Source organism: Paraburkholderia phytofirmans, from assembly GCF_046028095.1.
Taxonomy (GTDB): Bacteria; Pseudomonadota; Gammaproteobacteria; order Burkholderiales; family Burkholderiaceae; genus Paraburkholderia; species Paraburkholderia phytofirmans_A.
Genome location: NZ_JAQQDJ010000002.1, coordinates 63,898 through 83,607 on the forward strand (window position 1 = coordinate 63,898; position 19,710 = coordinate 83,607).

The window sequence follows — 19,710 nt, forward strand, 5'->3', positions numbered from 1 at the left end:
ATGGAAGCCGCGCATAGGCGGGAAAGTGGTCGGTGCGCGTCAGATTAGGTGGATGAAAGTAAAAGATCAAGTGATGTTTAGCCTCTTTTTTAGCGCCTGACATCACTAATACAATCCGTCCTGACCTCTGACAGGAGTGCACGGCAATGTCGGCCACAACGACACTCTCCCCTAAAGCAGTGATTTTCGACGCCTACGGCACGCTTTTCGACGTGCATTCGGTGATCGCTGCCGCGGAGCAGATGTTCCTCGGCCACGGCGACGCGCTCTCGCAGCTGTGGCGGCAAAAACAGATCGAATATACGCAGCTGCGCACGCTCGCCGATTCCGCTCATGCACCCGGCGTGCATTACCGGCCGTTCTGGGACATCACGCTCGACGCGTTGCGCTTCGCCGCAAAAAAACTTCAGCTCACGCTGGGCCGCACGGCCGAGAAGCGTCTGATGGACGAATACGCGTGCCTGTCCGCTTTCCCCGATGCCGTGCCCGCGCTGCGCCAGTTGCGCGAAGCTTTCCCTGACTCAGCAGCGCGCGCGGGTGGCGAATCCGCCCCGCGTCCACGCCTCGCGATTCTCTCGAACGGCAATCCGCAAATGCTCGACATCGCCGTGAAGAGCGCCGGCATGACGCGCCTGTTCGACCGCGTTCTTTCCGTCGACGCCGTGCGTGCCTACAAACCCTCGCCCGCCGCTTACGCGCTCGGCACACAAGCCTTCGACGCGCTGCCGCGCGAGATCGTCTTCGTGTCGTCGAACGGTTGGGACGTGGCGGGCGCGACGTGGTTCGGCTTCACCACTTTCTGGCTCAACCGGCAAAACGCCCCAGCCGAAGAACTGGGTGTCATGCCGCATGGCGCAGGCGGAGGCATGACCGATCTGCTCGCTTTTCTGAAGAACCCCGCGTCGTCCGGCCGCAACAGCGGCGCCGGCGGCAGCCGCACGCGCCACAGCCCTGGCGCATGACGGTTACTACTGGCTAACGCGACGCACATCAACCGCACTTCAACATTTGCATCTTTGCAATCTGACCGACCAAGGAGAAAACATGGCAAGCCCGCAGTCCTCGCATTCATCGTTGCAGTTGCCGCAGGGCATGGAAATCACGGCTGAAATCAAGCCGGGCTATGACGCGATTCTCACGCGCGAAGCGCTCGAACTCGTCGCCGCGCTGCATCGCACGTTCGAGCCGCGTCGCCAGCAGTTGTTGCAGGCGCGTGCGGAACGCACGAAGCGCCTCGACGCAGGCGAGCGCCCCGACTTCCTCGCCGAGACGAAGAGCGTGCGTGAAGGCGACTGGAAAATCGCGCCGCTGCCGCAGGATCTGCAATGCCGCCGCGTGGAAATCACCGGTCCGGTCGAGCGCAAGATGATCATCAACGCGCTGAATTCGGGCGCGGACTCGTACATGACCGACTTCGAGGATTCGAATGCGCCGAGCTGGGATAACCAGATCACCGGCCATATCAATCTGAAGGACGCGGTGCGCCGCACGATTTCGCTGGAACAGAACGGCAAGTCGTACACGCTGAACGACAAGGTCGCCACGCTGATCGTGCGTCCGCGCGGCTGGCATCTGGACGAGAAGCACGTGAAGGTGGACGGCAAGCGCGTGTCGGGCGGCATCTTCGACTTCGCGCTCTTCATGGTGCACAACGCGAAGGAACTGGTCGCGCGCGGCTCGGGCCCGTACTTCTATCTGCCGAAGATGGAAAGCCATCTCGAAGCGCGTCTGTGGAACGACATCTTCGTCGCCGCGCAGGAAGCCGTCGGTGTGCCGCGCGGCACGATTCGCGCAACGGTGCTGATCGAAACGATCCTCGCCGCCTTCGAAATGGACGAGATCCTGTACGAGCTGCGCGAACATAGCTCAGGCCTGAACGCCGGCCGCTGGGACTACATCTTCTCGGCGATCAAGAAGTTCAAGGCCGACCGTGACTTCTGCCTCGCCGATCGCTCGCAGATCACGATGACGGCGCCGTTCATGCGCGCCTACGCGCTGCTGTTGCTGAAGACTTGCCATCGCCGCAATGCGCCGGCGATCGGCGGCATGAGCGCGCTGATTCCGATCAAGAACGATCCGGCGGCGAACGAAAAGGCGATGGGCGGCGTGCGCTCGGACAAGGCGCGCGATGCCGGCGACGGGTACGACGGCGGCTGGGTCGCGCATCCCGGCCTCGTGCCGATCGCGATGGAAGAGTTCGTCAGGGTGCTCGGCGACAAGCCGAACCAGATCGGCAAGCAACGCGACGACGTGCTCGTCACCGCCACCGACCTGACGGACTTCCGTCCGGAAGCGCCGATCACCGAAGGCGGTCTGCGCAACAACATCAACGTCGGCATTCACTACCTGGGTGCGTGGCTCGCGGGCAATGGCTGTGTGCCGATTCACAATCTGATGGAAGACGCGGCCACCGCGGAAATCTCGCGCTCGCAGGTGTGGCAGTGGATTCGCTCGCCGAAGGGCAAGCTCGACGACGGCCGCAAGGTGACGGCGGAACTGGTGCGCGAGTTGTCGGCGCAGGAACTCGAGAAGGTGAAGCAGGCCGTGGGCGGCGACATCAAGCCGTATGAGCGCGCCGCGCAGATCTTCGAAGAGATGTCGACGTCGGAGCAGTTCACCGACTTCCTCACGCTGCCGCTGTACGAAGAAATTTGAGGCTGGCGTCAGGCCTCGTGGATGCATCGGATGCACTCCGCTGCATTGATATGGACGACGCAGTAACAAGCCCGCTTAGCGCGTGTTTAGCCCGCGGCGTGAAGCGGCTTGAGTCGCAAGGCTGACCGACCGGACGGCCCGACAGGTGTATGCCTGCCGGGCCGTTTTTTATGGGCCGGTCACGCGGTTTGGTCAACGCGTGCTGCGGTACTCGATCCAGTCGCCCGATTTGATTTCGGGCAAGCCCTTCACCACATTCGGCGCAACCGGATAAAAGCGGCAGTTCACGACGTTGCCGTCGACTTTCACCATCACTTCGCGCGCGAGGAAACGGTCCTCGACGCCCGGATAAACCGCCTCGATTTCGTCGAGCACGGCGACCAGTTCGTCGTCGATCTCGTACACGTCGCCGATCACGTCGACGCCGGCTTCGTCGACCACGAGGCCCGGATACGAGCCGAAGTCGAACAGGTGGCCACGGACCGTAGCCGTGCCGAGCAGATTGGGGGCGGCGATCTCGTTGCGCGCCGCGGCGTGGCGGATGTCGTTCACTTCACCGGCGCGCAATGTGCCGTATACAAAGACGGTCTGCATCGTCGTTTGCTCTCCTTGAATCAGGGTTGGGTGGGGTCTGTTTCTGGGTCTGTTCGAGTTCGAGTCGCGGCTGCGATTCAGTTCAATTGAGTTCCGCGCTTGCCACGAGCACGCCGTCGATATCCGCGTAGATCCATTCGCCGGGACGCACCAGCGCGCCGGGCAATTGCACCGCCACGTCGCGCTCGCCGGTGCCGAGCTTCTGGCCGCGCCGCGGTGAGGTGGTCAAAGCCGCAATGCCGACGTTCACCTCGTTGAGTTCCAGCGCATCGCGCACGCAGCCGTTCAGGACGATGCCCGCCCAGCCGCTCTGTTCTGCGATCTGCGCGAGATTGCCGCCGACCAGCGCGCAACGCAGGCTGCCGCCGCCATCGATCACCAGCACACGGCCCGCGCCCTTCTCCTCGAGCGTGGCCCGCACGAGCGCGTTGTCTTCGAACACCTTTAGCGTCACCGCTTCACCGCTGAAACACTCGGCGCGGCTGAACAGGTGGAAGACCGGCTCGAGCACGCGCAACGTGCCGAGCGCCAGTTGATCCTCGTGCGCGTCGCACAAGTCGGCTGTGGCAAAGCTCATGGGGTTCTCCTCGGGTCCGGTAGTCGGGACATTATGCAACGCCCTGTGCCTTGCAACACCTACAATGAGAAGCCCGCGGCGGTTTGCCCGCCCGCGCGTGTTTTTGCCTTGCGGCGCTTTCGGCGTACTTATGGAAGCCCGCGTTCCGTTATCGTGATCGTTTTCAGCATGACTTCGTCCGCCGACTCAAACCTGTCGAGCCTCGTGCGCTTCGCCGATATTCCGCCCGAGTTCCAGCCGAACGAAACGCATCCGATCCGTGTGCGTTCGCGGCAGATGCCCTCGGGCTGGCACATCGCGCGTCACACGCATGCGTGGGCGCAGGTGGCTTATGCGTCGCGTGGCGTCCTGCGGGTCGCGACCACCGGTACCACGTGGATGGTGCCGCCCTCGCGGGCGATCTGGGTGCCGCCCCACGTGACGCACGAAGTGGTCGCCGTCGAAGACGCGTTCCTGCGCACGCTTTACATCACCGAAAGCACCGTGCCGGCCGGCCTCGATACGCCACGCGTGGTCGAAGTCTCGGATCTGCTGCGCGAAGTGATTGCCGCGCTCGACACGCCCGGCATCTCGGCTACGCGCGAACAGTTGCTGGGCGCCCTCGCACTCGATGAACTGACTCGCTCGGAGCCGCTGCCGCTCTCGGTGCCGATGCCTAACGAAAAGCGTCTGCGCGCGCTGTGCGAAGCAGTGATCGCGGACCCGACGCATGGCGAGTCGCTCGAACAATGGGCGTCCAGCGTGGGCGCTAGCACGCGCACCATTGCGCGGCTGTTTCGTCAGGAGCTGGGGGTGAGTTTTTCGCAGTGGCGCCAGCAGGCGATTCTGGCGCGCGCGATTCCGCTATTGAGCCAGGGGCGGCCGCTTTCGCACGTCGCGCTGGAACTGGGCTATCAGAGTCAAAGTGCGTTTTCCGCGATGTTCCGCCGTGCCTTCGGCGAAAGTCCGCGCGCGTTTATCGAGCGTGGCTCGGAACATCGGGCGGCGCAAAGCGAGCACGGCGATACGGAACTGGACGACGAGACTGCGCGGGATCGCGCGGATGCGCAGAGCGATGCTGGGCGTTGAGTGAGCGTGTCAAACCGCGGCGTCGAACGCGCGCTTCAGACGCGGCGCGCCCAGTTCGGCGCCGCAAACATTGTGGGGAATCACTAACGTCTTAGGGTCCCGCAGGTCATACTCGACACTTCAAACCAGCGTTCGGACAATTGAGCCACAGACCTCGCGTATCAAACGCCACCTCAAACCCGTCGCGCCAAATGGCGAATCGCACCAAGTTGCGCGAGACGCGGCCCGGCCAGCTTGTAGCCTTTGCGCTGATAGAGGCGAGCCGCAGGGTTGTCGACGAACACCCGCAATTGCAACTCGCGCAGGCCGCGCTCGCGCGCCCATTGATGCGAGACATCGAGCAGATACGTGCCGGCACCGAGCCGACGATGGCCTTCGGCAATCTGCACGTCGCGGATGTGCAGTGAATCGCCCTCTTGCGTGATGCGCAACACGCCGATCGGCGTGCCGTCCATTTCGAGAATGAAATTTTCCGACTCGCGCCAGCTGCCGAGAAACAGATCGCCACGCCAGACGAGATGATGGCGGCGGTAATAACCGCCCATGTTGTTGCGAGTCAGCGCCTCGGCGAACTCGAAATCGTCCATGCTTGCTTTGCGCAGATGAAACGGTAACGGAGCTTCGGTGGGATCGAACATGGCGGGGCGACAAGGGAGAGTCGGGTCAACGGTAAAACAGGCCGCGCGCGCTGGCAATGGCTGTTTGTCCCGAGCATACCCAGGCGCGCTGGACAGTGGAATAAAAAAAGCCCACTTCTTTCGAAGTGGGCTTTTTCAAATCTGGCGGAGCGGACGGGACTCGAACCCGCGACCCCCGGCGTGACAGGCCGGTATTCTAACCAACTGAACTACCGCTCCAGATTTCTTGCGCCGCGGCGAATGAGACTGGCTCATTCACCACTGCGTTACCGCTGCACCGTTCAAACTTCCAACCGAACGACGCCGATGTGCTGGCGTCCCCTAGGGGATTCGAACCCCTGTACTCACCGTGAAAGGGTGATGTCCTAGGCCTCTAGACGAAGGGGACAACGTACTGCTTACACCTTTAATGAAAAAGCCCGTTCAAGTTCGTATGAACGGGCTTTGTCTGGCGGAGCGGACGGGACTCGAACCCGCGACCCCCGGCGTGACAGGCCGGTATTCTAACCAACTGAACTACCGCTCCAGTTTGCCTATCAATGACTTGCGAGCGTTGGTTTTCTCTCTGCAAGCTGCGCTGCTTACTACTCGAATTAATCGAACACTAAAGCGACGCTGATGTTTGGCGTCCCCTAGGGGATTCGAACCCCTGTACTCACCGTGAAAGGGTGATGTCCTAGGCCTCTAGACGAAGGGGACATAATCTTTTCAGATTTGTCTTTATCTTGCTGCTAACTCACGCTAACTTCTGTTTCGCCAGCAGCAAAGACCAATATTCTAACTACGTTACCGCTGTTTGTGAAGTCTTTTTTGCTACAAGCTCCAGACTTCGAAACAACTTCACTCTGCTCTGATGGTGGAGGTAAGCGGGATCGAACCGCTGACCTCTTGCATGCCATGCAAGCGCTCTCCCAGCTGAGCTATACCCCCCTTGCAGAACAGAAACGAGATTCTAGAGGCCAATTTGCGCTTTGTAAATACCCTTTGAGCAATTGCATGCGACTTTTTTCAGAAGCCGCATGCAATCCCGCTCAAGGCAGGCGCGAACGCGCTCAGACCAGCGCTTTTTCGATACGGCCCACGACGACATCACGCCCGAACAGCATCAGCACGCTGTCGATCGACGGCGTATGGGTGGTGCCCGCCACCAGCAGACGCACCGGCATGGCCAGTTGCGGCATCTTGAGCTTGTGCGCGCCGAGCGTCGCCTTCAAAGCGGCGGCGATCGCTTCCTTGGTCCACTCCACGGTCTTGAGCGCGGCGGCCAGATCGGCGAGCGCCGGACGCACCACGTCGGTCACGTGTTGCGCGAGGGACTCTGCATCCGGCGCGGGTGTGCGGTAGAACATCGCGGCGTTCTCGGCGATTTCCTTCACCGTCGACGCGCGGTCCTTCAGCAAGCCCACCACCGCCACCAGATCGGCGCCTTGGGCGAGTGCGGCTTCGTCGATGCCCAGTTCGGTGAAGAACGGCTTGGCCAACTCCGCGAGACGTGCGTTATCCGCTTCTTTGATGTAGTGCGCGTTCAGCCAAGCCAGCTTGTCGTGGTCGTACTGGGCCGGGGACTTGCCCAGATGCTCCAGATCGAACCATTCCACAAACTGCTCGCGCGAGAAGATTTCCGCATCGCCATGCGACCAGCCGAGGCGCGCCAGATAGTTGACCACCGCCTCAGGCAAAAAACCGGCGTCGCGATAACCCACCACGCTCATCGCGCCGTGGCGCTTGCTCATCTTCTCGCCCTGCTCGTTCAGCACGGTCGGCAAGTGCGCGTAGACCGGCGGCTCGCCGCCGAGCGCGCGCAGAATGTTGATCTGCCGCGGCGTGTTGTTGACATGGTCGTCGCCGCGAATCACGTGCGTGATGCGCATGTCCAGATCGTCCACCACCACGCAGAAGTTGTAGGTCGGCGTGCCGTCCGGACGCGCGATCACGAGGTCGTCGAGCTCTTCGTTCGAGATCTCGATGCGGCCCTTCACGGCGTCGTCCCACGCCACCACACCGGTCAGCGGGTTACGGAAGCGCAGCACCGGTTGCACGCCCGCCGGCGGCTCAGGCAGCACCTTGCCCGGCTCCGGACGCCACGTACCGTCATAGCGCGGCTTTTCGCCCGCCTCACGTTGACGCTCGCGCAGCGCGTCGAGTTCTTCCGTCGACATGTAGCACGGGTACACCAGCCCCGCGTCCTGCATCTGTTTGAGCACTTCGCCGTAACGGTCCATGCGCTGCATCTGGTAGAACGGGCCTTCGTCGAAATCGAGGCCGAGCCACGCCATGCCTTCGAGAATGGCGTCGACGGATTCGCTGGTGGAGCGCTCCACGTCGGTGTCCTCGATCCGCAGCACGAAGGTCCCTTTCATCTTGCGCGCGAACGCCCACGGATAAAGCGCGGAGCGAATGTTGCCGAGGTGGATGAAGCCGGTGGGACTCGGTGCGAAACGGGTACGAACGGAGGTGGTCATTAGCGGTTACTCGGAAGACAGGCGCCGGCGCTCGAGGGAGACATCGCCCGCAAAGCGCGGCAGCGGAGCGCGCCCATTCGGCAAAACAGCGCCGTGCATGGGCACGAAGGAAATAAATGCGAGAGGCGAATTATACCTTCGAGAAGCGTCTTACCTGCCCTCGTCCGAACGGCCAGGTGCGGCGTGCATCCAGTGCCGGACAGCGTCCGAGGGCTTCCTCTGCAACGTTTCATTACCGCGCCGCCGCGCGCGCGGAGCTTTGCTTTATGATGTGCGCGCGCTGCGGCCGGAGATGGATCCACAGCGCATGGAATCGCCGCCGGCGATGCCGTCCGTCTGACTATCCGCCTGATCGCGGCCACCGGCGACGCCGACTGCGTTGCTCGCGCCGTTGCTGGAGAACTCGTTGAAGCCCTCATCGCCTCGCCTCGCCCGCCGTAACTTTTCACTGGCCGCCGCCTCGGCGGTGCTGGCCGCCTGCACCACGACCGGCGGCAAAACCGACACTACGCCCGTCGCCGCCACGCCCGTTACGCCCACGACGACGCCGCCGCTCGACAAGCCGCAGCGGCCGTTGCGCGTCGCGCTGGCGCTCGGCGGCGGCGCCGCGCGAGGCTTCGCGCACATCGGCGTAATCAAGGGACTCGAGGCGCGCAATATCCAGATCGATCTGGTGGCCGGCACCAGTGCCGGCTCGGTGGTGGGCGCGCTGTACGCGTCGGGCATGAACGGCTTTGCGCTGAACAAGCTCGCCCTGACCATGGACGAAGCGTCGATCAGCGACTGGGCCATGCCTTTTCGCACGCGCGGATTTCTGCAAGGCGTCGCGCTGCAGAACTACCTGAACACGACGCTCAACAACCGCCCGATCGAGAAGATGGCCAAGCCGCTGGGCGTTGTCGCCACCGACCTGAAGTCCGGCCAGCCGATCCTGTTCCAGCGCGGCAACACCGGTATCGCGGTGCGCGCGTCGTGCAGCGTGCCGTCGATTTTCGAGCCGGTGAAGATCGGCGGCCACGAGTATGTGGACGGCGGGCTGGTGAGCCCGGTGCCGGCGTCGTTCGCGCGCAAGATGGGCGCGGATTTCGTGATCGCCGTGGATATCTCGCAGCGCCCGGAAAGCGGCCTGACGGCCAGTTCGTTCGACGTGCTGATGCAGACCTTCACGATCATGGGCCAAACGATCAAGGCCTATGAACTCGACAAATACGCGGACGTCGTGATCCGCCCGAATCTGGCCGCCATGAGCGGCAGTGATTTCTCGCAACGCAACGCGGCGATTCTGGCCGGCGAGGAAGCCGTGGCGAAGATGATGCCGGAATTGCAACGCAAGCTGGCGGCGGCGAGCCGGGCCACAGCCTGAACCAATCTGCGCGGCCTCTGAGGCGGCCTCGTCCGCCGCTCAAGCGCAAAAAAGCCTGCTTCGCTCGAAGCAGGCTTTTTTATGCCGGGAACCGCCGACGCAATCGCTTACTGATTGCCGCCGATTGCCGCGTTCACGCGCTTGCGCAGATCCTGGCCGTCCTGATACGACGCCTCGATCCGACGCGCGCCTGTGAAGCGCTTTTCCCAGTAACCGTCGTCCATGTCGTCGACACGGATCGTGCTGCCCGTGGAGGGCGAGTGCACGAACTTGTTGTCGCCGATATAGATGCCGACGTGCGAGAACGTGCGGCGCATGGTGTTGAAGAACACCAGATCGCCCGGCTTCAGGTCGCTCACGCGCACCTTTTCGCCGACGCGGCTCATTTCTTCGGCGCGGCGCGGCAGCGCCATACCGAGCGTGTCCTGGAACACGTAGCGTACAAAGCCGCTACAGTCGAGCCCCGAATCCGGAGTGTTGCCACCCCAGCGGTAGCGCACGCCGATCATGTTCAGCGCGCCGACGACCACGTCGCCTGCCTTGCCGGCCATGCCGGAGAGGAACGATTTGGCGCCGCTGTCGCTAGCTGGAGCGGTTGCTTGCGTAGTGGGAGCGGACAAAGAATTCGACCCGTTGAGGGTCGAATATGAGGCATTCTGATTGAAACTGCTTACTTCGTCGGCGAACGCGCCGGGAGCTGCTGCCATCAAGACGCCAATGAACATCCCGGCGACGACGCGCGTGCAAGCCTGGGTTAGGTTTCTGTGCTGCATTGGTCGGTATTTTTTGCCTAAAAATCAGGGGTCTACGGAAAAAGTTTGGTCGATACTAGCCAGTAAGTATTCACATGTCAAAAGAAATAGAAAAATACAATCGAGACACGCACCCAATTGGTGAAAAAGCGGTAAATCAATGGTCTAGCGCTGCTTTCAGCAGCTTTCGAGTGTAGGGGTGGGCGGGTGTCGCAAAAATCTTCTCAACCTCGCCGCTTTCGACGATCGAACCGTTTTGCATGACCGCGACACGATGCGCCATTGCCCCGATTACCGCCAGGTCGTGGCTAATAAAAACGAAGCCAAGGTTGTACTTCTGTTGCAACCCGGCGAGTAGTTTCAGCACCTGCTGTTGAATGGAAACATCGAGCGCGCTGGTCGGTTCGTCGAGGATCAGGATGCGTGGTTCGAGCACCAGCGCGCGCGCAATCGCGATCCGCTGGCGCTGCCCGCCGGAGAACTCGTGCGGATAGCGTTGCAGCACCGTGCGGTCGAGGCCGACTTCGCGCAACACCGAGATCACCTTGTCGCGGCGCGCTTGCGGCGTCATGGCCGGCCGGTGCAGCGCAAGCCCTTCGCCGACGATCCGCTCGATCGTCTGGCGCGGCGAAAGCGAACTGAACGGATCCTGGAAGACCACCTGCATGTTCGAGCGTAAGGCGGTCTGTTCGGCGCCGCGATAACTGCCGAGCGCCCTGCCCTGAAACTCGATCTCACCGTGCACGGTGCGTTGCAGGCCGAGCAAGGCCATCGCCAGCGTCGACTTGCCCGAACCCGATTCGCCGACGATCCCGAGCGTCTCGCCTTGGCGCACGGACACGTTCGCGTCCGCGACGGCGCGAAACCGCCCCGAGCGGAACCAGCCGCTGAAGCCCGGCAGCTTCGTTTTGAAATCGACCGAGATTTCGCGCGCTTCGAGCAGCACCGGCGAAATCGGCAGCACCGGCACCACCGTGCGTTCAGGCCGGCTCGCCAGCAGACGTTGCGTGTACGGATGCTGCGGCGACTCGAACACCTGCTCGACTGGCCCGCTCTCCACCAGAACGCCCTTCTCCATCACCGCGATGCGGTGCGCGAAGTGGCGCACCAGGTTCAGGTCGTGGGTGATCAGCAGCACGGCCATGCCGCGTTTTTCCGCTTCGTCGCGTTGCAGTTCCAGCAGCAGCTCGACGATCTGCGCGCGGATCGTCACGTCGAGCGCCGTGGTCGGCTCGTCGGCGAGCAGGAGACGCGGACGGCACGCCAGCGCCATGGCGATCATCGCGCGCTGGCGCTGGCCGCCTGAGAGCTGATGCGGATAACTGTTCACGCGCTTGCCCGGCTCGGCGATACCCGTGCGTCCCAGCAGCGCCACGGCGCGCTTGCGTGCCTCGTTTGCGCTCACGCCGTCGTGCACGACGATGGTTTCCGCGATCTGGTCACCGACCGTGTAGAGCGGATTGAGCGCGGTCATCGGCTCCTGAAAGATCATCGCGATGTCCGAGCCACGCATACCGCGCATCTCGCGCTCGGTTTTGCCGAGCAGGTCCTCACCGTCGAAACGGATCGAGCCGCTCACCTGCGCGTCGCTCAACAGCCGCAGGATCGACAGCGCGGTCACGCTCTTGCCCGAACCCGATTCGCCGACCAGCGCCACGCGTTCACCGCGCTGGATCGCGAGCGTGACGTCGCTCACCGCGACGGTGTCGCCGAAACGCACGTGCAGATGGTCCAGTTCGAGCAGCGGCGGTGGCGTGGTCCGTGACGCCGTGTTTCGCAAGTTCGCGCTCATTGATTGCCTCCGGCGCGCATCGCATCGGAGATGCGGGTATCGAGCGCATTGCGCAGCGCGTCGCCCATGAACGTCAGCAGCAACAGCATCGCCACCAGCACGCCGAAGGTGGACAGCGAAATCCACCAGGCGTCGAGATTCGCCTTGCCTTGCGCGAGCAGTTCGCCGAGGCTCGGCGTAGGCGACGGCACGCCCAGGCCGAGAAAGTCGAGGCTCGTCAGCGCGAGAATGGCGCCGCTCATGCGAAACGGCAGAAACGTGATCACCGGCGTCAGGCTATTCGGCAGCACATGCCGCCACATGATCTGCCAGTTCGACAGGCCCATCGCGCGCGCCGCGCGCACATAGTCCTGGTGGCGATTGCGCAGGAATTCGGCGCGCACGTAGTCGGACAGACCGATCCAGCCGAACAGCGAAAGCAACACGATCAGCAGAATGAAGCCCGGCTCGAAGATCGACGAAAAGATGATCAGCAGGTAAAGCTCCGGCATGGCGCTCCAGATTTCAATCAGACGCTGCCCGATGATATCGGTACGCCCTCCGAAATAACCTTGCACGGCGCCGGCCGCGATGCCCAGTATCGTGCCGATCAGCGTCAGCACCAGTCCGAATTCCACCGACACCCGGAAGCCGTAGAGCAGACGCGCGAACAGGTCGCGGCCGCGGTCGTCGGTGCCGAGCCAGTTGTCGCGCGACGGCGGCGCCGGGTTCGGCGCCTTCGAAAAGTAATTCAGCGTGTCGTAGTAGTAGCGATTCGGCGGATACAGCGCGAAGTTACCCGGCGCGTCGAAACGATGCTTGATATACGGATCGAGATAATCGGCCGGTGTCGGAAAGTCACCGCCGAAAGTGGTCTCGGCGTAGGTCTTGAACATCGGAAAATACAGGTTGCCTTCGTAGCGAACCACCAACGGTTTGTCGTTCGACCACAGCGGACCAGCCAGACTCGCCGCGAACGCCACGACGAACACGATCAGGCTCCAGTAGCCCAACCGCTGCTGCCGAAAACGCTGCCACACACGACGCGCCGGCGAGGGCGAGACGAACGCGCGCGCCGGTTCGGTGCGCGGCGACGCATCGGCGGAAAGACGGGCTCGATTCATCAGCGCTCCAGTTGTTCGAATTGGATGCGGGGATCGACCCACACATAGCAAAGATCGGAGATCAGCTTGGTCGCGAGTCCGATCAGCGTGAACAGATACAGCGTGCCGAGCACGACCGGATAGTCGCGCCGCACCACCGATTCGTACGACAACAGCCCGAGGCCGTCGAGCGAAAACAGCGTTTCGATCAGCAGACTGCCGGTAAAGAACGCGCCGATAAACGCGGCCGGAAAACCGACGATCAGCGGCAACAGCGCATTGCGGAACACGTGCTTCCACAGCACGCGCTTTTCAGACAACCCTTTGGCGCGCGCGGTGAGCACGTATTGTTTGCGGATCTCGTCGAGGAAAGCGTTTTTCGTCAGCATGGTGACGACCGCGAAACTGCCTACCACCGAAGCCGTGATCGGCAACGCGATATGCCACAGATAGTCGAGAATCTTGCCGGCCACACTCAATTGCGCCCAGTTGTCCGAAGTGAGATTGCGCAGCGGAAACAGTTGCAGAAACGTGCCGCCGCCGAACAGCACGAGCAGCAACACGCCCAGCACGAAGCCCGGAATCGCGTAGCCGACCAGCACGACGAGGCTCGTCGCGACATCGAAGCGCGAGCCGTTGCGCACCGCCTTCGCAATGCCGAGGGGCACCGATATCAGATACGTCAGAAAGAACGTCCATAAGCCGATGCTGATCGACACCGGCAGCTTGGAGACGATCAGCGACCACACGCTTTGATGGCGGAAATAACTCTGGCCGAGATCGAACGTCGAGAAGCGCTTGAGCATCAGCACGTAGCGTTCGAGCGGCGGTTTGTCGAATCCGTAGAGCGCTTTGAGTTGCGCGATCTGCTGCGCGTCGACGCCGCTATGCGCGCGCAGACCGAACGGCGCGCCGTTTTCCGCGCCTTTGCGCAACTCGTGCTGCATCTGCTCGACCGGGCCGCCGGGAACGAACTGGATCACGACGAAGGTCAGCGTCAGCACGCCGAGCAAGGTCGGGATCATCAGCAGCAGGCGTTTGAGGATGTAGCTCCACATGGCGGCGTTTCCGGTGCGAAGGCGGTGAATGAATGACGCGTTAGCGCGCTTATGGTTGCGCTGACGGCTGCGGTGGCGATGGTGGCTGCGCGAACCACCACATCGACGTAATCCAGCCTTCCGCTGAATAGTACAGGGGCAGCGTTTTGGGCCACGCAAGACCGCGCTTGAACGCCACCCGATGCGTTGCGCTGTACCAATGCGGCACGACATAGTAGCCATGCATCAGCACACGGTCGAGCGCATGCGTGGCGTCGACGAGCTGCTCGCGTGTTTGCGCATGCACGAGCGCATTCAGGATCGCATCCACGACAGGCGACTTCAGCCCGATCATGTTATCGGAACCCTGCGTAGCGGCCGCCTTGCTGCCGAATCGTTCGATCTGCTCGGAGCCGGGCACCTGCACGTCCGGCATGCGGATCGTGGTGGTGTCGAAATCGAAGGCATCCAGACGCTTCTGATAGACCGCGAAATCCGACACGCGAAATGTGGCCTCGATGCCCAGCTTCTGCAGATTGCGGATGAAGGTCGCGACGATCGGCTCCATCTGCGCGGATGAGCCGGAATCGTCGAGAATCTCGAAGCGGAACGGCTCGCCCTTGGCGTTGCGCAATGTGCCGTCGCGATAGGTCCAGCCGGCCTGCTGCAACAGCGCGCGCGCCTCCAGCAGATTGACGCGCAGCGAACCGGGCGGATCAGTGTCCGGCTGCTTCGGCGGCGGACCGAACACGGCCGGGTCGAGCTTCGCGCGCCACGGTTCGAGCAACGCCAATTCGCCCGGAGAAGGCAGACCCTTCGCCTGCAGATCGGTGTTGGCGAAAAAACTGTCGATACGCGTGTACTGATTGAAGAACAACTGGCGATTGAGCCATTGAAAGTCGAGCGCGAGATCGAGTGCCTTGCGCACGCGCACGTCCTGAAACAAGGGCCGCCGCGTATTCAGCATGAAGCCCTGCATACCGGTGCCGTTATGTTGCGGAAACACCTGCTTGATCAGCTCGCCGCTGTCGAATTTCTTGCCGACGTCACGCCGCACCCAATTGCGCGCGACGTACTCGACTAGCGCGTCGTACTCGCCCGCCTTGAACGCTTCCAGCCGCGCCGTGCTATCCGAATACAGCTTGTAGACGACGCGATCGAAGTTATTCATGCCGACGCGCACCGGCAGCGCCGCGCCCCAGTAATTCGGGTCGCGCCGATAGGTGATGGTGCGGCCGTTGTCGTATTGCTCGATCAGATAAGGCCCGCTGCCGATCGGTTTTTCGAACGCGAGCTGGTCGAATGGAATGCGGCTGCCGTCCGGCTTCATCCCCCACTTGCGCGAGAACACCGGTATGCCGCCCGCGAGAAGAGGCAACTCGCGATTGCGCTGGTGAAACTCGAAGCGGATCGTATGCGGATCGACCACGACCGCACGCGTGATTTCGCCGAAGATCGATGCGAATTGCGGCGCGGCCTGCGGGCTTTTAAGCGTGTCGAGCGAGAACTTGACGTCGTCGGCGGTGACCGGGTCGCCGTTCGAAAACCGCGCGCGCGGATTGATGTGGAACGTCACCGAGAGGCCATCCGTCGCGATGTTGATGTCGTCGGCGAGCAGCCCGTAGGCGGACGCCACTTCGTCGCTGCTGCCGACGGTGAGGCTTTCGAACATCAGGTCGACACCTGGCGCTGTATTGCCGCGCAGCGTGAACGGATTGAATTTGTCGAAGCTGGTCAGGCGGCTCGGATTGGCGAGCACCAGCGTGCCGCCCTTCGGCGCATCGGGGTTGACGTAGTCGAAGTGCTTGAAATCCGCTGGATATTTCGGCTCGCCGTATTGCGCGATCGCATAGACCGCGTGCGCCCGCGGCGCCACGAGAAGACCTGCCACGGCCAGCACACCGCAAATCACCGCGAAGCAAGCGGAGCGCCATGCACGCGGCGCAATCGCGAGGCCGGCACGCGAGGGTCTATGAATCACGCTGCACCAGAGTGCACGAGGCGTTGGAACCCGTCGCGAGCCAGTTGTCATAGGGGCCTTGTTGGTCAGTGGGCAAGTGCAGTATGAGAGAATTCTACCCAATAAACCCGCGCGATCCGCACGTACGTTGCGCACAACGTCGACGGGCGCGGCGCGCCGATCCGATCAGGAGATTCCATGGGCTTCCTCGCTGGCAAACGCATCCTGCTGACCGGCTTGCTGTCGAACCGTTCGATTGCCTATGGCATCGCGCAAGCGTGCAAGCGCGAAGGCGCCGAACTGGCGTTCACCTATGTCGGCGAGCGCTTCAAGGACCGCATCACCGAGTTCGCCGGCGAGTTCGGCAGCGACCTGGTGTTCCCCTGCGACGTCGCCGACGACGCACAGATCGAGGCCCTCTTCGTCTCGCTCAGGCAACGCTGGGACGGACTCGACGGCCTCGTCCATTCGATCGGCTTTGCGCCGCGCGAAGCGATTGCCGGCGACTTCCTCGACGGCATGACGCGCGAAAATTTCCGCATCGCGCATGACATCTCCGCGTACAGCTTTCCGGCGCTCGCCAAGGCCGCGCAGTCCATGTTCACGCCGGACGCGTCGTTGCTCACGCTCAGCTATCTCGGTGCCGAGCGCGCGGTCCCGAATTACAACACCATGGGTCTTGCCAAGGCTTCGCTCGAAGCCAGCGTGCGTTATCTGGCGGTCTCGCTCGGCGCGAAAGGCGTGCGCGTCAACGGTATTTCGGCGGGTCCGATCAAGACGCTGGCCGCGAGCGGTATCAAGGGCTTCGGCAAGATTCTCGAGTTCGTCGAACAGAATGCGCCGCTCAAGCGCAACGTGACGATCGAACAGGTTGGCAATACGGCGGCGTTTCTGCTGTCGGATCTGGCGGCCGGTGTGACGGCGGAAATCGTGCACGTCGATAGTGGCCTCAACGCGGTGGTGGGCGGCATGGCTGCCGTGGCGGAGTGACCGACGAATCTCGTGCGTGAACGGTGGCGCTTTTGTGCGCGCCGCTGTGTTTTGCGGGCTCGTTGTAGAAGCCCAACGAAAAACCGCCCTCTCGGGCGGTTTTCTTTGACCTCGCGATTCGATCAACCGCGGCCTGGGCGCTTAGTGCCAGCCGCGATGATTGTCGTAATGGTCGCGGCCGTAGTTGTAATGGCCCGGGGGATGATGACGGTACCAGTCATCGCGCGCCCAATAGCGGCGGCCATCCCAGTAGCGGTCGCCGTGCCAGCCGATCACGATCGCCGGGCCACCGTAGTACACGGGCGCCGGTTGATAGACGACCGGCGGCGGAGGCGGCGGAGGCGGTGCGTAGACCGGTGCCGGCGCTACATAAACCGGCGCCGGGATGCCGATGTTGACACCCACGTTAAGGCCGCCGGCCATTGCAGCACCCGACGCGCCCAGCGCGAAAACCCCGATCAAAAGTGGAACAAGACGAGCGGACTTCATCGATCACCCTTTGGAAGAATGTGTTGTTGGCGGAAATATAGCGCAAGGCGTCGCACCGCGTATTTCAACTTTGTAATAACTGATGCATAACATCGCGCGCAGGGCCGTCGGGTTACGTCTCGTTACATTGGACACGGATTTGGTGAAAAGGCAGTGGGGTTGTAATCAGAGCACGGTGCGAGGCGAGACGGCTCTTACTTGCAGCGCGTTCATGTAGCGAAGTTCGGCATGCGGCGCATATGCGCGGCCAGGCGCCTCGGTATTTGCGCACATTAACGTTGTACGGTGTCGTCGACAACGTGTTCACCTTTGTCAGCAATCAACGCGGTCACGCCATCTTCCACATGAGCCACGGTAACCTGCAGGCGAGCAAGTTCGGCCTGCTCGATTCGGAAGACATCGGCGGCGGTTACGATGGCGATTTTCCGGCTCGAGAGCAGCTTGAAATCGCTGACGGGCGCACAGAGCAATGCGGGCTTTCTATGCACCCGGCAGGCATACATCGGGTTCAGTAACGACCGGTACGGGACGTTCACGCTCCGGTGGCAATACACGCCCTACTTCCAGTTGGTCGGCGCGCTCGGGGCGACCGACGTGCACCCACGCGATGTCGACTCGCCCGACACCACATTGCGCTTTAATAATTCGGTAACCTATCTATCGCCAAACGTCGCCGGCGTGCGATTTAGCGCAGTGACGGTGGTCGGGGATTTGCAGGATACGACGCCGTCTTGGGGGCCTTCCCAGTTGGTCGGGATGATGGGGTTAAGGCACGCGTTTTAAGAGTGATCTGGAGGGGGCATTAATCAATGACGGACCCGCGCACGGAATGGCCTGCGTGAGCACGCCGAAGCACTTCGAGGGATGCAGAAGCGAGTCGTGCTAACCTCGCTGGACAAGCACTGTGCTTCAGTGCTGGCTCTCGTACGGAGACCTGGACGATGGACTGCGCCGCCCTGCCGATCCTTGACTGTCACCAACACTTCTACGACACCCGACGCTTCCATTACCCCGTGTTCGCGACGCGCAGCGAAGGCTTCGAAGCGCTTGTCGGCGACTACGGCGCGCTTCCCCGCATCTATTTGCCCGACGACTACGCGCGCGACACGAGCGCGTTGAATGTCGTGGGCACAGTCTGGGCGGAATTCATTTCGACCGACCCGGTGGACGAAGCATGCTGGGCGCAGGAGCTTGCAAACGCAACAGGACGCCCGGACGGCATTATCGCTCTGGTCGATTTTTCGAGTCCTGATCTGCCGGCCACGCTAGAAGCGTATGCGTCAGCGCAACGGATCCGTTGCGTTCGCCAACACCTGGGCTGGCATCCGGCGAACCCGCTGCTTCGCTATGCGCCAAGGCCGGACCTCATGTCCGGCCTGGCATGGCGACATGGACTCGCGTCGCTGCGGGGGCGTGGCCTGATTTGCGAACTGGAAATGTTCGCACCGCAACTGCCCGAACTTGCATCGCTGGCGACTGCGTTTCCGGACATTCAGTTCGTGCTGCCCGTCATGGGTTGGCCACTCGATCTGACCAGCGAAGGCCAGGCAGCATGGAAACGCGAAATGACCGCGGTGGGCGCGTGTCCCAATGTGGCGGTGAAAATATTCGGGCTGGAGTGCATCTTCGGCATTCATTGGACGGTCGCTCAGGTCCGGTCCTGGATACTGGAAACCATTGAAATTTTTGGCCCCGATCGATGCATGTTTGCCAGTCATATGCCGATCAGCAAGCTAGCCTGCAGCTTCGAGAAACTGTATTACGCGTACTTCGAGGTGATCGCGAAGTTCAGTGTTTCGGAGCAGCGAAGACTCCTGCATGACACGGCTGCGGCGATTTACAAGCTGAGCTAAATGTCGGCGGCGGGGGACCGGACCGCGCATGCCGTCGCGAACGAGGTTAAAGCGACTCGTCGTCGTATCGGCCCACTCAAACTGCAACGCCCCAAAAACAAAACCCCGCAGAGCCTAGACTCTGCGGGGTTCTCTCTACCACTTCTGGCGGAGACGGAGGGATTCGAACCCTCGATCCAGGTTTTGGCCCAGATGCTCCCTTAGCAGGGGAGTGCCTTCGACCTCTCGGCCACGTCTCCCAAACTTTCGGTCGCGCAGGGAGTCAGCGCGACGAAGCCAAGATAATAGCGGGCCGAACCGCGAAGGTCAATGTCTGGCGGACAGTTTTTGTGCCAGTTTCGTCATTGGCGACGCAATTTATTCACCTCGGCCACCTTGGCCGCACAAAACAAACGGGG

At 62.2% G+C, this 19,710-nt stretch carries 16 protein-coding genes, 6 tRNA genes and 1 pseudogene; 7 read left to right on the forward strand and 16 right to left on the reverse strand.

Annotated elements, in window-relative coordinates:
- The first annotated feature begins 146 nt into the window (after positions 1-146).
- Both PQR54_RS04745 and aceB read left to right on the forward strand, forming a co-directional pair.
- Positions 147-962: a haloacid dehalogenase type II gene (locus tag PQR54_RS04745; protein ID WP_408244295.1), complete on the forward strand. Its 816-nt coding sequence runs from the start codon at positions 147-149 to the stop codon at positions 960-962.
- An 82-nt stretch (positions 963-1,044) separates the two neighbouring features.
- Positions 1,045-2,655, forward strand: coding sequence for a malate synthase A (aceB, locus tag PQR54_RS04750; RefSeq protein ID WP_408244296.1), 1,611 nt, complete (start codon positions 1,045-1,047; stop codon positions 2,653-2,655).
- A 192-nt stretch (positions 2,656-2,847) separates the two neighbouring features.
- On the opposite strand, the gene PQR54_RS04755 is transcribed toward aceB, so the two are convergent.
- Positions 2,848-3,249 (reverse strand): gamma-glutamylcyclotransferase family protein, encoded by a 402-nt coding sequence (locus tag PQR54_RS04755; protein WP_012433484.1) that lies wholly within the window; start codon positions 3,247-3,249, stop codon positions 2,848-2,850.
- A gap of 82 nt (positions 3,250-3,331) precedes the next feature.
- Positions 3,332-3,826, reverse strand: coding sequence for a ribonuclease E activity regulator RraA (gene rraA, locus PQR54_RS04760; RefSeq protein WP_408244297.1), 495 nt, complete (start codon positions 3,824-3,826; stop codon positions 3,332-3,334).
- Positions 3,827-3,994: 168 nt separating this feature from the next.
- On the opposite strand from rraA, the gene PQR54_RS04765 reads away from it, so the two are divergent.
- Positions 3,995-4,894: an AraC family transcriptional regulator gene (locus PQR54_RS04765; RefSeq protein WP_408244298.1), complete on the forward strand. Its 900-nt coding sequence runs from the start codon at positions 3,995-3,997 to the stop codon at positions 4,892-4,894.
- Between the two features lie 173 nt (positions 4,895-5,067).
- Here PQR54_RS04765 and PQR54_RS04770 read toward each other — a convergent pair whose 3' ends face one another.
- From PQR54_RS04770 to gltX, 7 genes are all read right to left on the reverse strand, one after another.
- A complete protein-coding gene (locus tag PQR54_RS04770; protein ID WP_012433487.1) occupies positions 5,068-5,532 on the reverse strand; it encodes a GNAT family N-acetyltransferase in 465 nt (154 codons plus the stop codon).
- A 142-nt stretch (positions 5,533-5,674) separates the two neighbouring features.
- Positions 5,675-5,751, reverse strand: a tRNA-Asp gene (locus PQR54_RS04775).
- A gap of 93 nt (positions 5,752-5,844) precedes the next feature.
- Positions 5,845-5,920 (reverse strand) — tRNA-Glu (locus PQR54_RS04780).
- A 61-nt stretch (positions 5,921-5,981) separates the two neighbouring features.
- A tRNA-Asp gene (locus PQR54_RS04785) sits at positions 5,982-6,058 on the reverse strand.
- A gap of 97 nt (positions 6,059-6,155) precedes the next feature.
- A tRNA-Glu gene (locus PQR54_RS04790) sits at positions 6,156-6,231 on the reverse strand.
- Positions 6,232-6,386: 155 nt separating this feature from the next.
- Positions 6,387-6,462 (reverse strand) — tRNA-Ala (locus PQR54_RS04795).
- Positions 6,463-6,584: 122 nt separating this feature from the next.
- On the reverse strand, positions 6,585-7,994 hold the full coding sequence (gene gltX, locus PQR54_RS04800; RefSeq protein WP_408244299.1) for a glutamate--tRNA ligase: 1,410 nt from the start codon (positions 7,992-7,994) through the stop codon (positions 6,585-6,587).
- Positions 7,995-8,400: 406 nt separating this feature from the next.
- On the opposite strand from gltX, the gene PQR54_RS04805 reads away from it, so the two are divergent.
- Entirely contained in the window at positions 8,401-9,357 is a 957-nt protein-coding gene (locus tag PQR54_RS04805; RefSeq protein WP_408244300.1) for a patatin-like phospholipase family protein, read from the forward strand.
- 107 nt (positions 9,358-9,464) lie between these two features.
- Here the strand turns inward: PQR54_RS04805 and PQR54_RS04810 are convergent, their stop codons facing one another.
- The 5 genes from PQR54_RS04810 to PQR54_RS04830 form a co-directional block, all read right to left on the reverse strand.
- A complete protein-coding gene (locus PQR54_RS04810) occupies positions 9,465-10,130 on the reverse strand; it encodes a C40 family peptidase (RefSeq protein ID WP_408244301.1) in 666 nt (221 codons plus the stop codon).
- A gap of 136 nt (positions 10,131-10,266) precedes the next feature.
- Positions 10,267-11,901, reverse strand: coding sequence for an ABC transporter ATP-binding protein (locus tag PQR54_RS04815; RefSeq protein ID WP_408244302.1), 1,635 nt, complete (start codon positions 11,899-11,901; stop codon positions 10,267-10,269).
- Positions 11,898-13,004 (reverse strand): ABC transporter permease, encoded by a 1,107-nt coding sequence (locus tag PQR54_RS04820; protein ID WP_408244303.1) that lies wholly within the window; start codon positions 13,002-13,004, stop codon positions 11,898-11,900. Before PQR54_RS04820 ends, PQR54_RS04815 begins: the two co-directional genes overlap by 4 nt.
- Complete coding sequence (locus tag PQR54_RS04825; protein WP_408244304.1) at positions 13,004-14,041, reverse strand: microcin C ABC transporter permease YejB; 1,038 nt, start codon at positions 14,039-14,041, stop codon at positions 13,004-13,006. Before PQR54_RS04825 ends, PQR54_RS04820 begins: the two co-directional genes overlap by 1 nt.
- A gap of 49 nt (positions 14,042-14,090) precedes the next feature.
- Positions 14,091-16,052, reverse strand: coding sequence for an extracellular solute-binding protein (locus PQR54_RS04830; RefSeq protein ID WP_408244305.1), 1,962 nt, complete (start codon positions 16,050-16,052; stop codon positions 14,091-14,093).
- A 126-nt stretch (positions 16,053-16,178) separates the two neighbouring features.
- Between PQR54_RS04830 and fabI the strand changes: the two genes are divergently transcribed.
- The gene (gene fabI / locus PQR54_RS04835; protein WP_408244306.1) at positions 16,179-16,970 is read left to right on the forward strand and encodes an enoyl-ACP reductase FabI; all 792 of its coding nucleotides are present in this window, start codon (positions 16,179-16,181) and stop codon (positions 16,968-16,970) included.
- A 141-nt stretch (positions 16,971-17,111) separates the two neighbouring features.
- Here the strand turns inward: fabI and PQR54_RS04840 are convergent, their stop codons facing one another.
- Positions 17,112-17,459: a hypothetical protein gene (locus PQR54_RS04840; RefSeq protein ID WP_134455673.1), complete on the reverse strand. Its 348-nt coding sequence runs from the start codon at positions 17,457-17,459 to the stop codon at positions 17,112-17,114.
- Between the two features lie 269 nt (positions 17,460-17,728).
- Here PQR54_RS04840 and PQR54_RS04845 point away from each other — a divergent pair.
- A pseudogene (locus tag PQR54_RS04845) lies at positions 17,729-18,152 on the forward strand (porin); the annotation flags it as partial.
- A 248-nt stretch (positions 18,153-18,400) separates the two neighbouring features.
- The gene (locus PQR54_RS04850; RefSeq protein ID WP_408244307.1) at positions 18,401-19,312 is read left to right on the forward strand and encodes an amidohydrolase family protein; all 912 of its coding nucleotides are present in this window, start codon (positions 18,401-18,403) and stop codon (positions 19,310-19,312) included.
- 145 nt (positions 19,313-19,457) lie between these two features.
- Here the strand turns inward: PQR54_RS04850 and PQR54_RS04855 are convergent.
- Positions 19,458-19,551: transfer RNA gene (locus PQR54_RS04855), tRNA-Ser, on the reverse strand.
- Positions 19,552-19,710: the final 159 nt, after the last annotated feature.

Excerpts from the sequence above, each read along its gene's own strand:
- PQR54_RS04745 (WP_408244295.1), top strand. The coding sequence starts at position 147 with ATGTCGGCCACAACGACACTCTCCCCTAAAGCAGTGATTTTCGACGCC.
- aceB (WP_408244296.1), top strand. The coding sequence starts at position 1,045 with ATGGCAAGCCCGCAGTCCTCGCATTCATCGTTGCAGTTGCCGCAGGGC.
- PQR54_RS04755 (WP_012433484.1), bottom strand. The coding sequence starts at position 3,249 with ATGCAGACCGTCTTTGTATACGGCACATTGCGCGCCGGTGAAGTGAAC.
- rraA (WP_408244297.1), bottom strand. The coding sequence starts at position 3,826 with ATGAGCTTTGCCACAGCCGACTTGTGCGACGCGCACGAGGATCAACTG.
- PQR54_RS04765 (WP_408244298.1), top strand. The coding sequence starts at position 3,995 with ATGACTTCGTCCGCCGACTCAAACCTGTCGAGCCTCGTGCGCTTCGCC.
- PQR54_RS04770 (WP_012433487.1), bottom strand. The coding sequence starts at position 5,532 with ATGTTCGATCCCACCGAAGCTCCGTTACCGTTTCATCTGCGCAAAGCA.
- gltX (WP_408244299.1), bottom strand. The coding sequence starts at position 7,994 with ATGACCACCTCCGTTCGTACCCGTTTCGCACCGAGTCCCACCGGCTTC.
- PQR54_RS04810 (WP_408244301.1), bottom strand. The coding sequence starts at position 10,130 with ATGCAGCACAGAAACCTAACCCAGGCTTGCACGCGCGTCGTCGCCGGG.
- PQR54_RS04815 (WP_408244302.1), bottom strand. The coding sequence starts at position 11,901 with ATGAGCGCGAACTTGCGAAACACGGCGTCACGGACCACGCCACCGCCG.
- PQR54_RS04820 (WP_408244303.1), bottom strand. The coding sequence starts at position 13,004 with ATGAATCGAGCCCGTCTTTCCGCCGATGCGTCGCCGCGCACCGAACCG.
- PQR54_RS04825 (WP_408244304.1), bottom strand. The coding sequence starts at position 14,041 with ATGTGGAGCTACATCCTCAAACGCCTGCTGCTGATGATCCCGACCTTG.
- PQR54_RS04830 (WP_408244305.1), bottom strand. The coding sequence starts at position 16,052 with ATGACAACTGGCTCGCGACGGGTTCCAACGCCTCGTGCACTCTGGTGC.
- fabI (WP_408244306.1), top strand. The coding sequence starts at position 16,179 with ATGGGCTTCCTCGCTGGCAAACGCATCCTGCTGACCGGCTTGCTGTCG.
- PQR54_RS04840 (WP_134455673.1), bottom strand. The coding sequence starts at position 17,459 with ATGAAGTCCGCTCGTCTTGTTCCACTTTTGATCGGGGTTTTCGCGCTG.
- PQR54_RS04850 (WP_408244307.1), top strand. The coding sequence starts at position 18,401 with ATGGACTGCGCCGCCCTGCCGATCCTTGACTGTCACCAACACTTCTAC.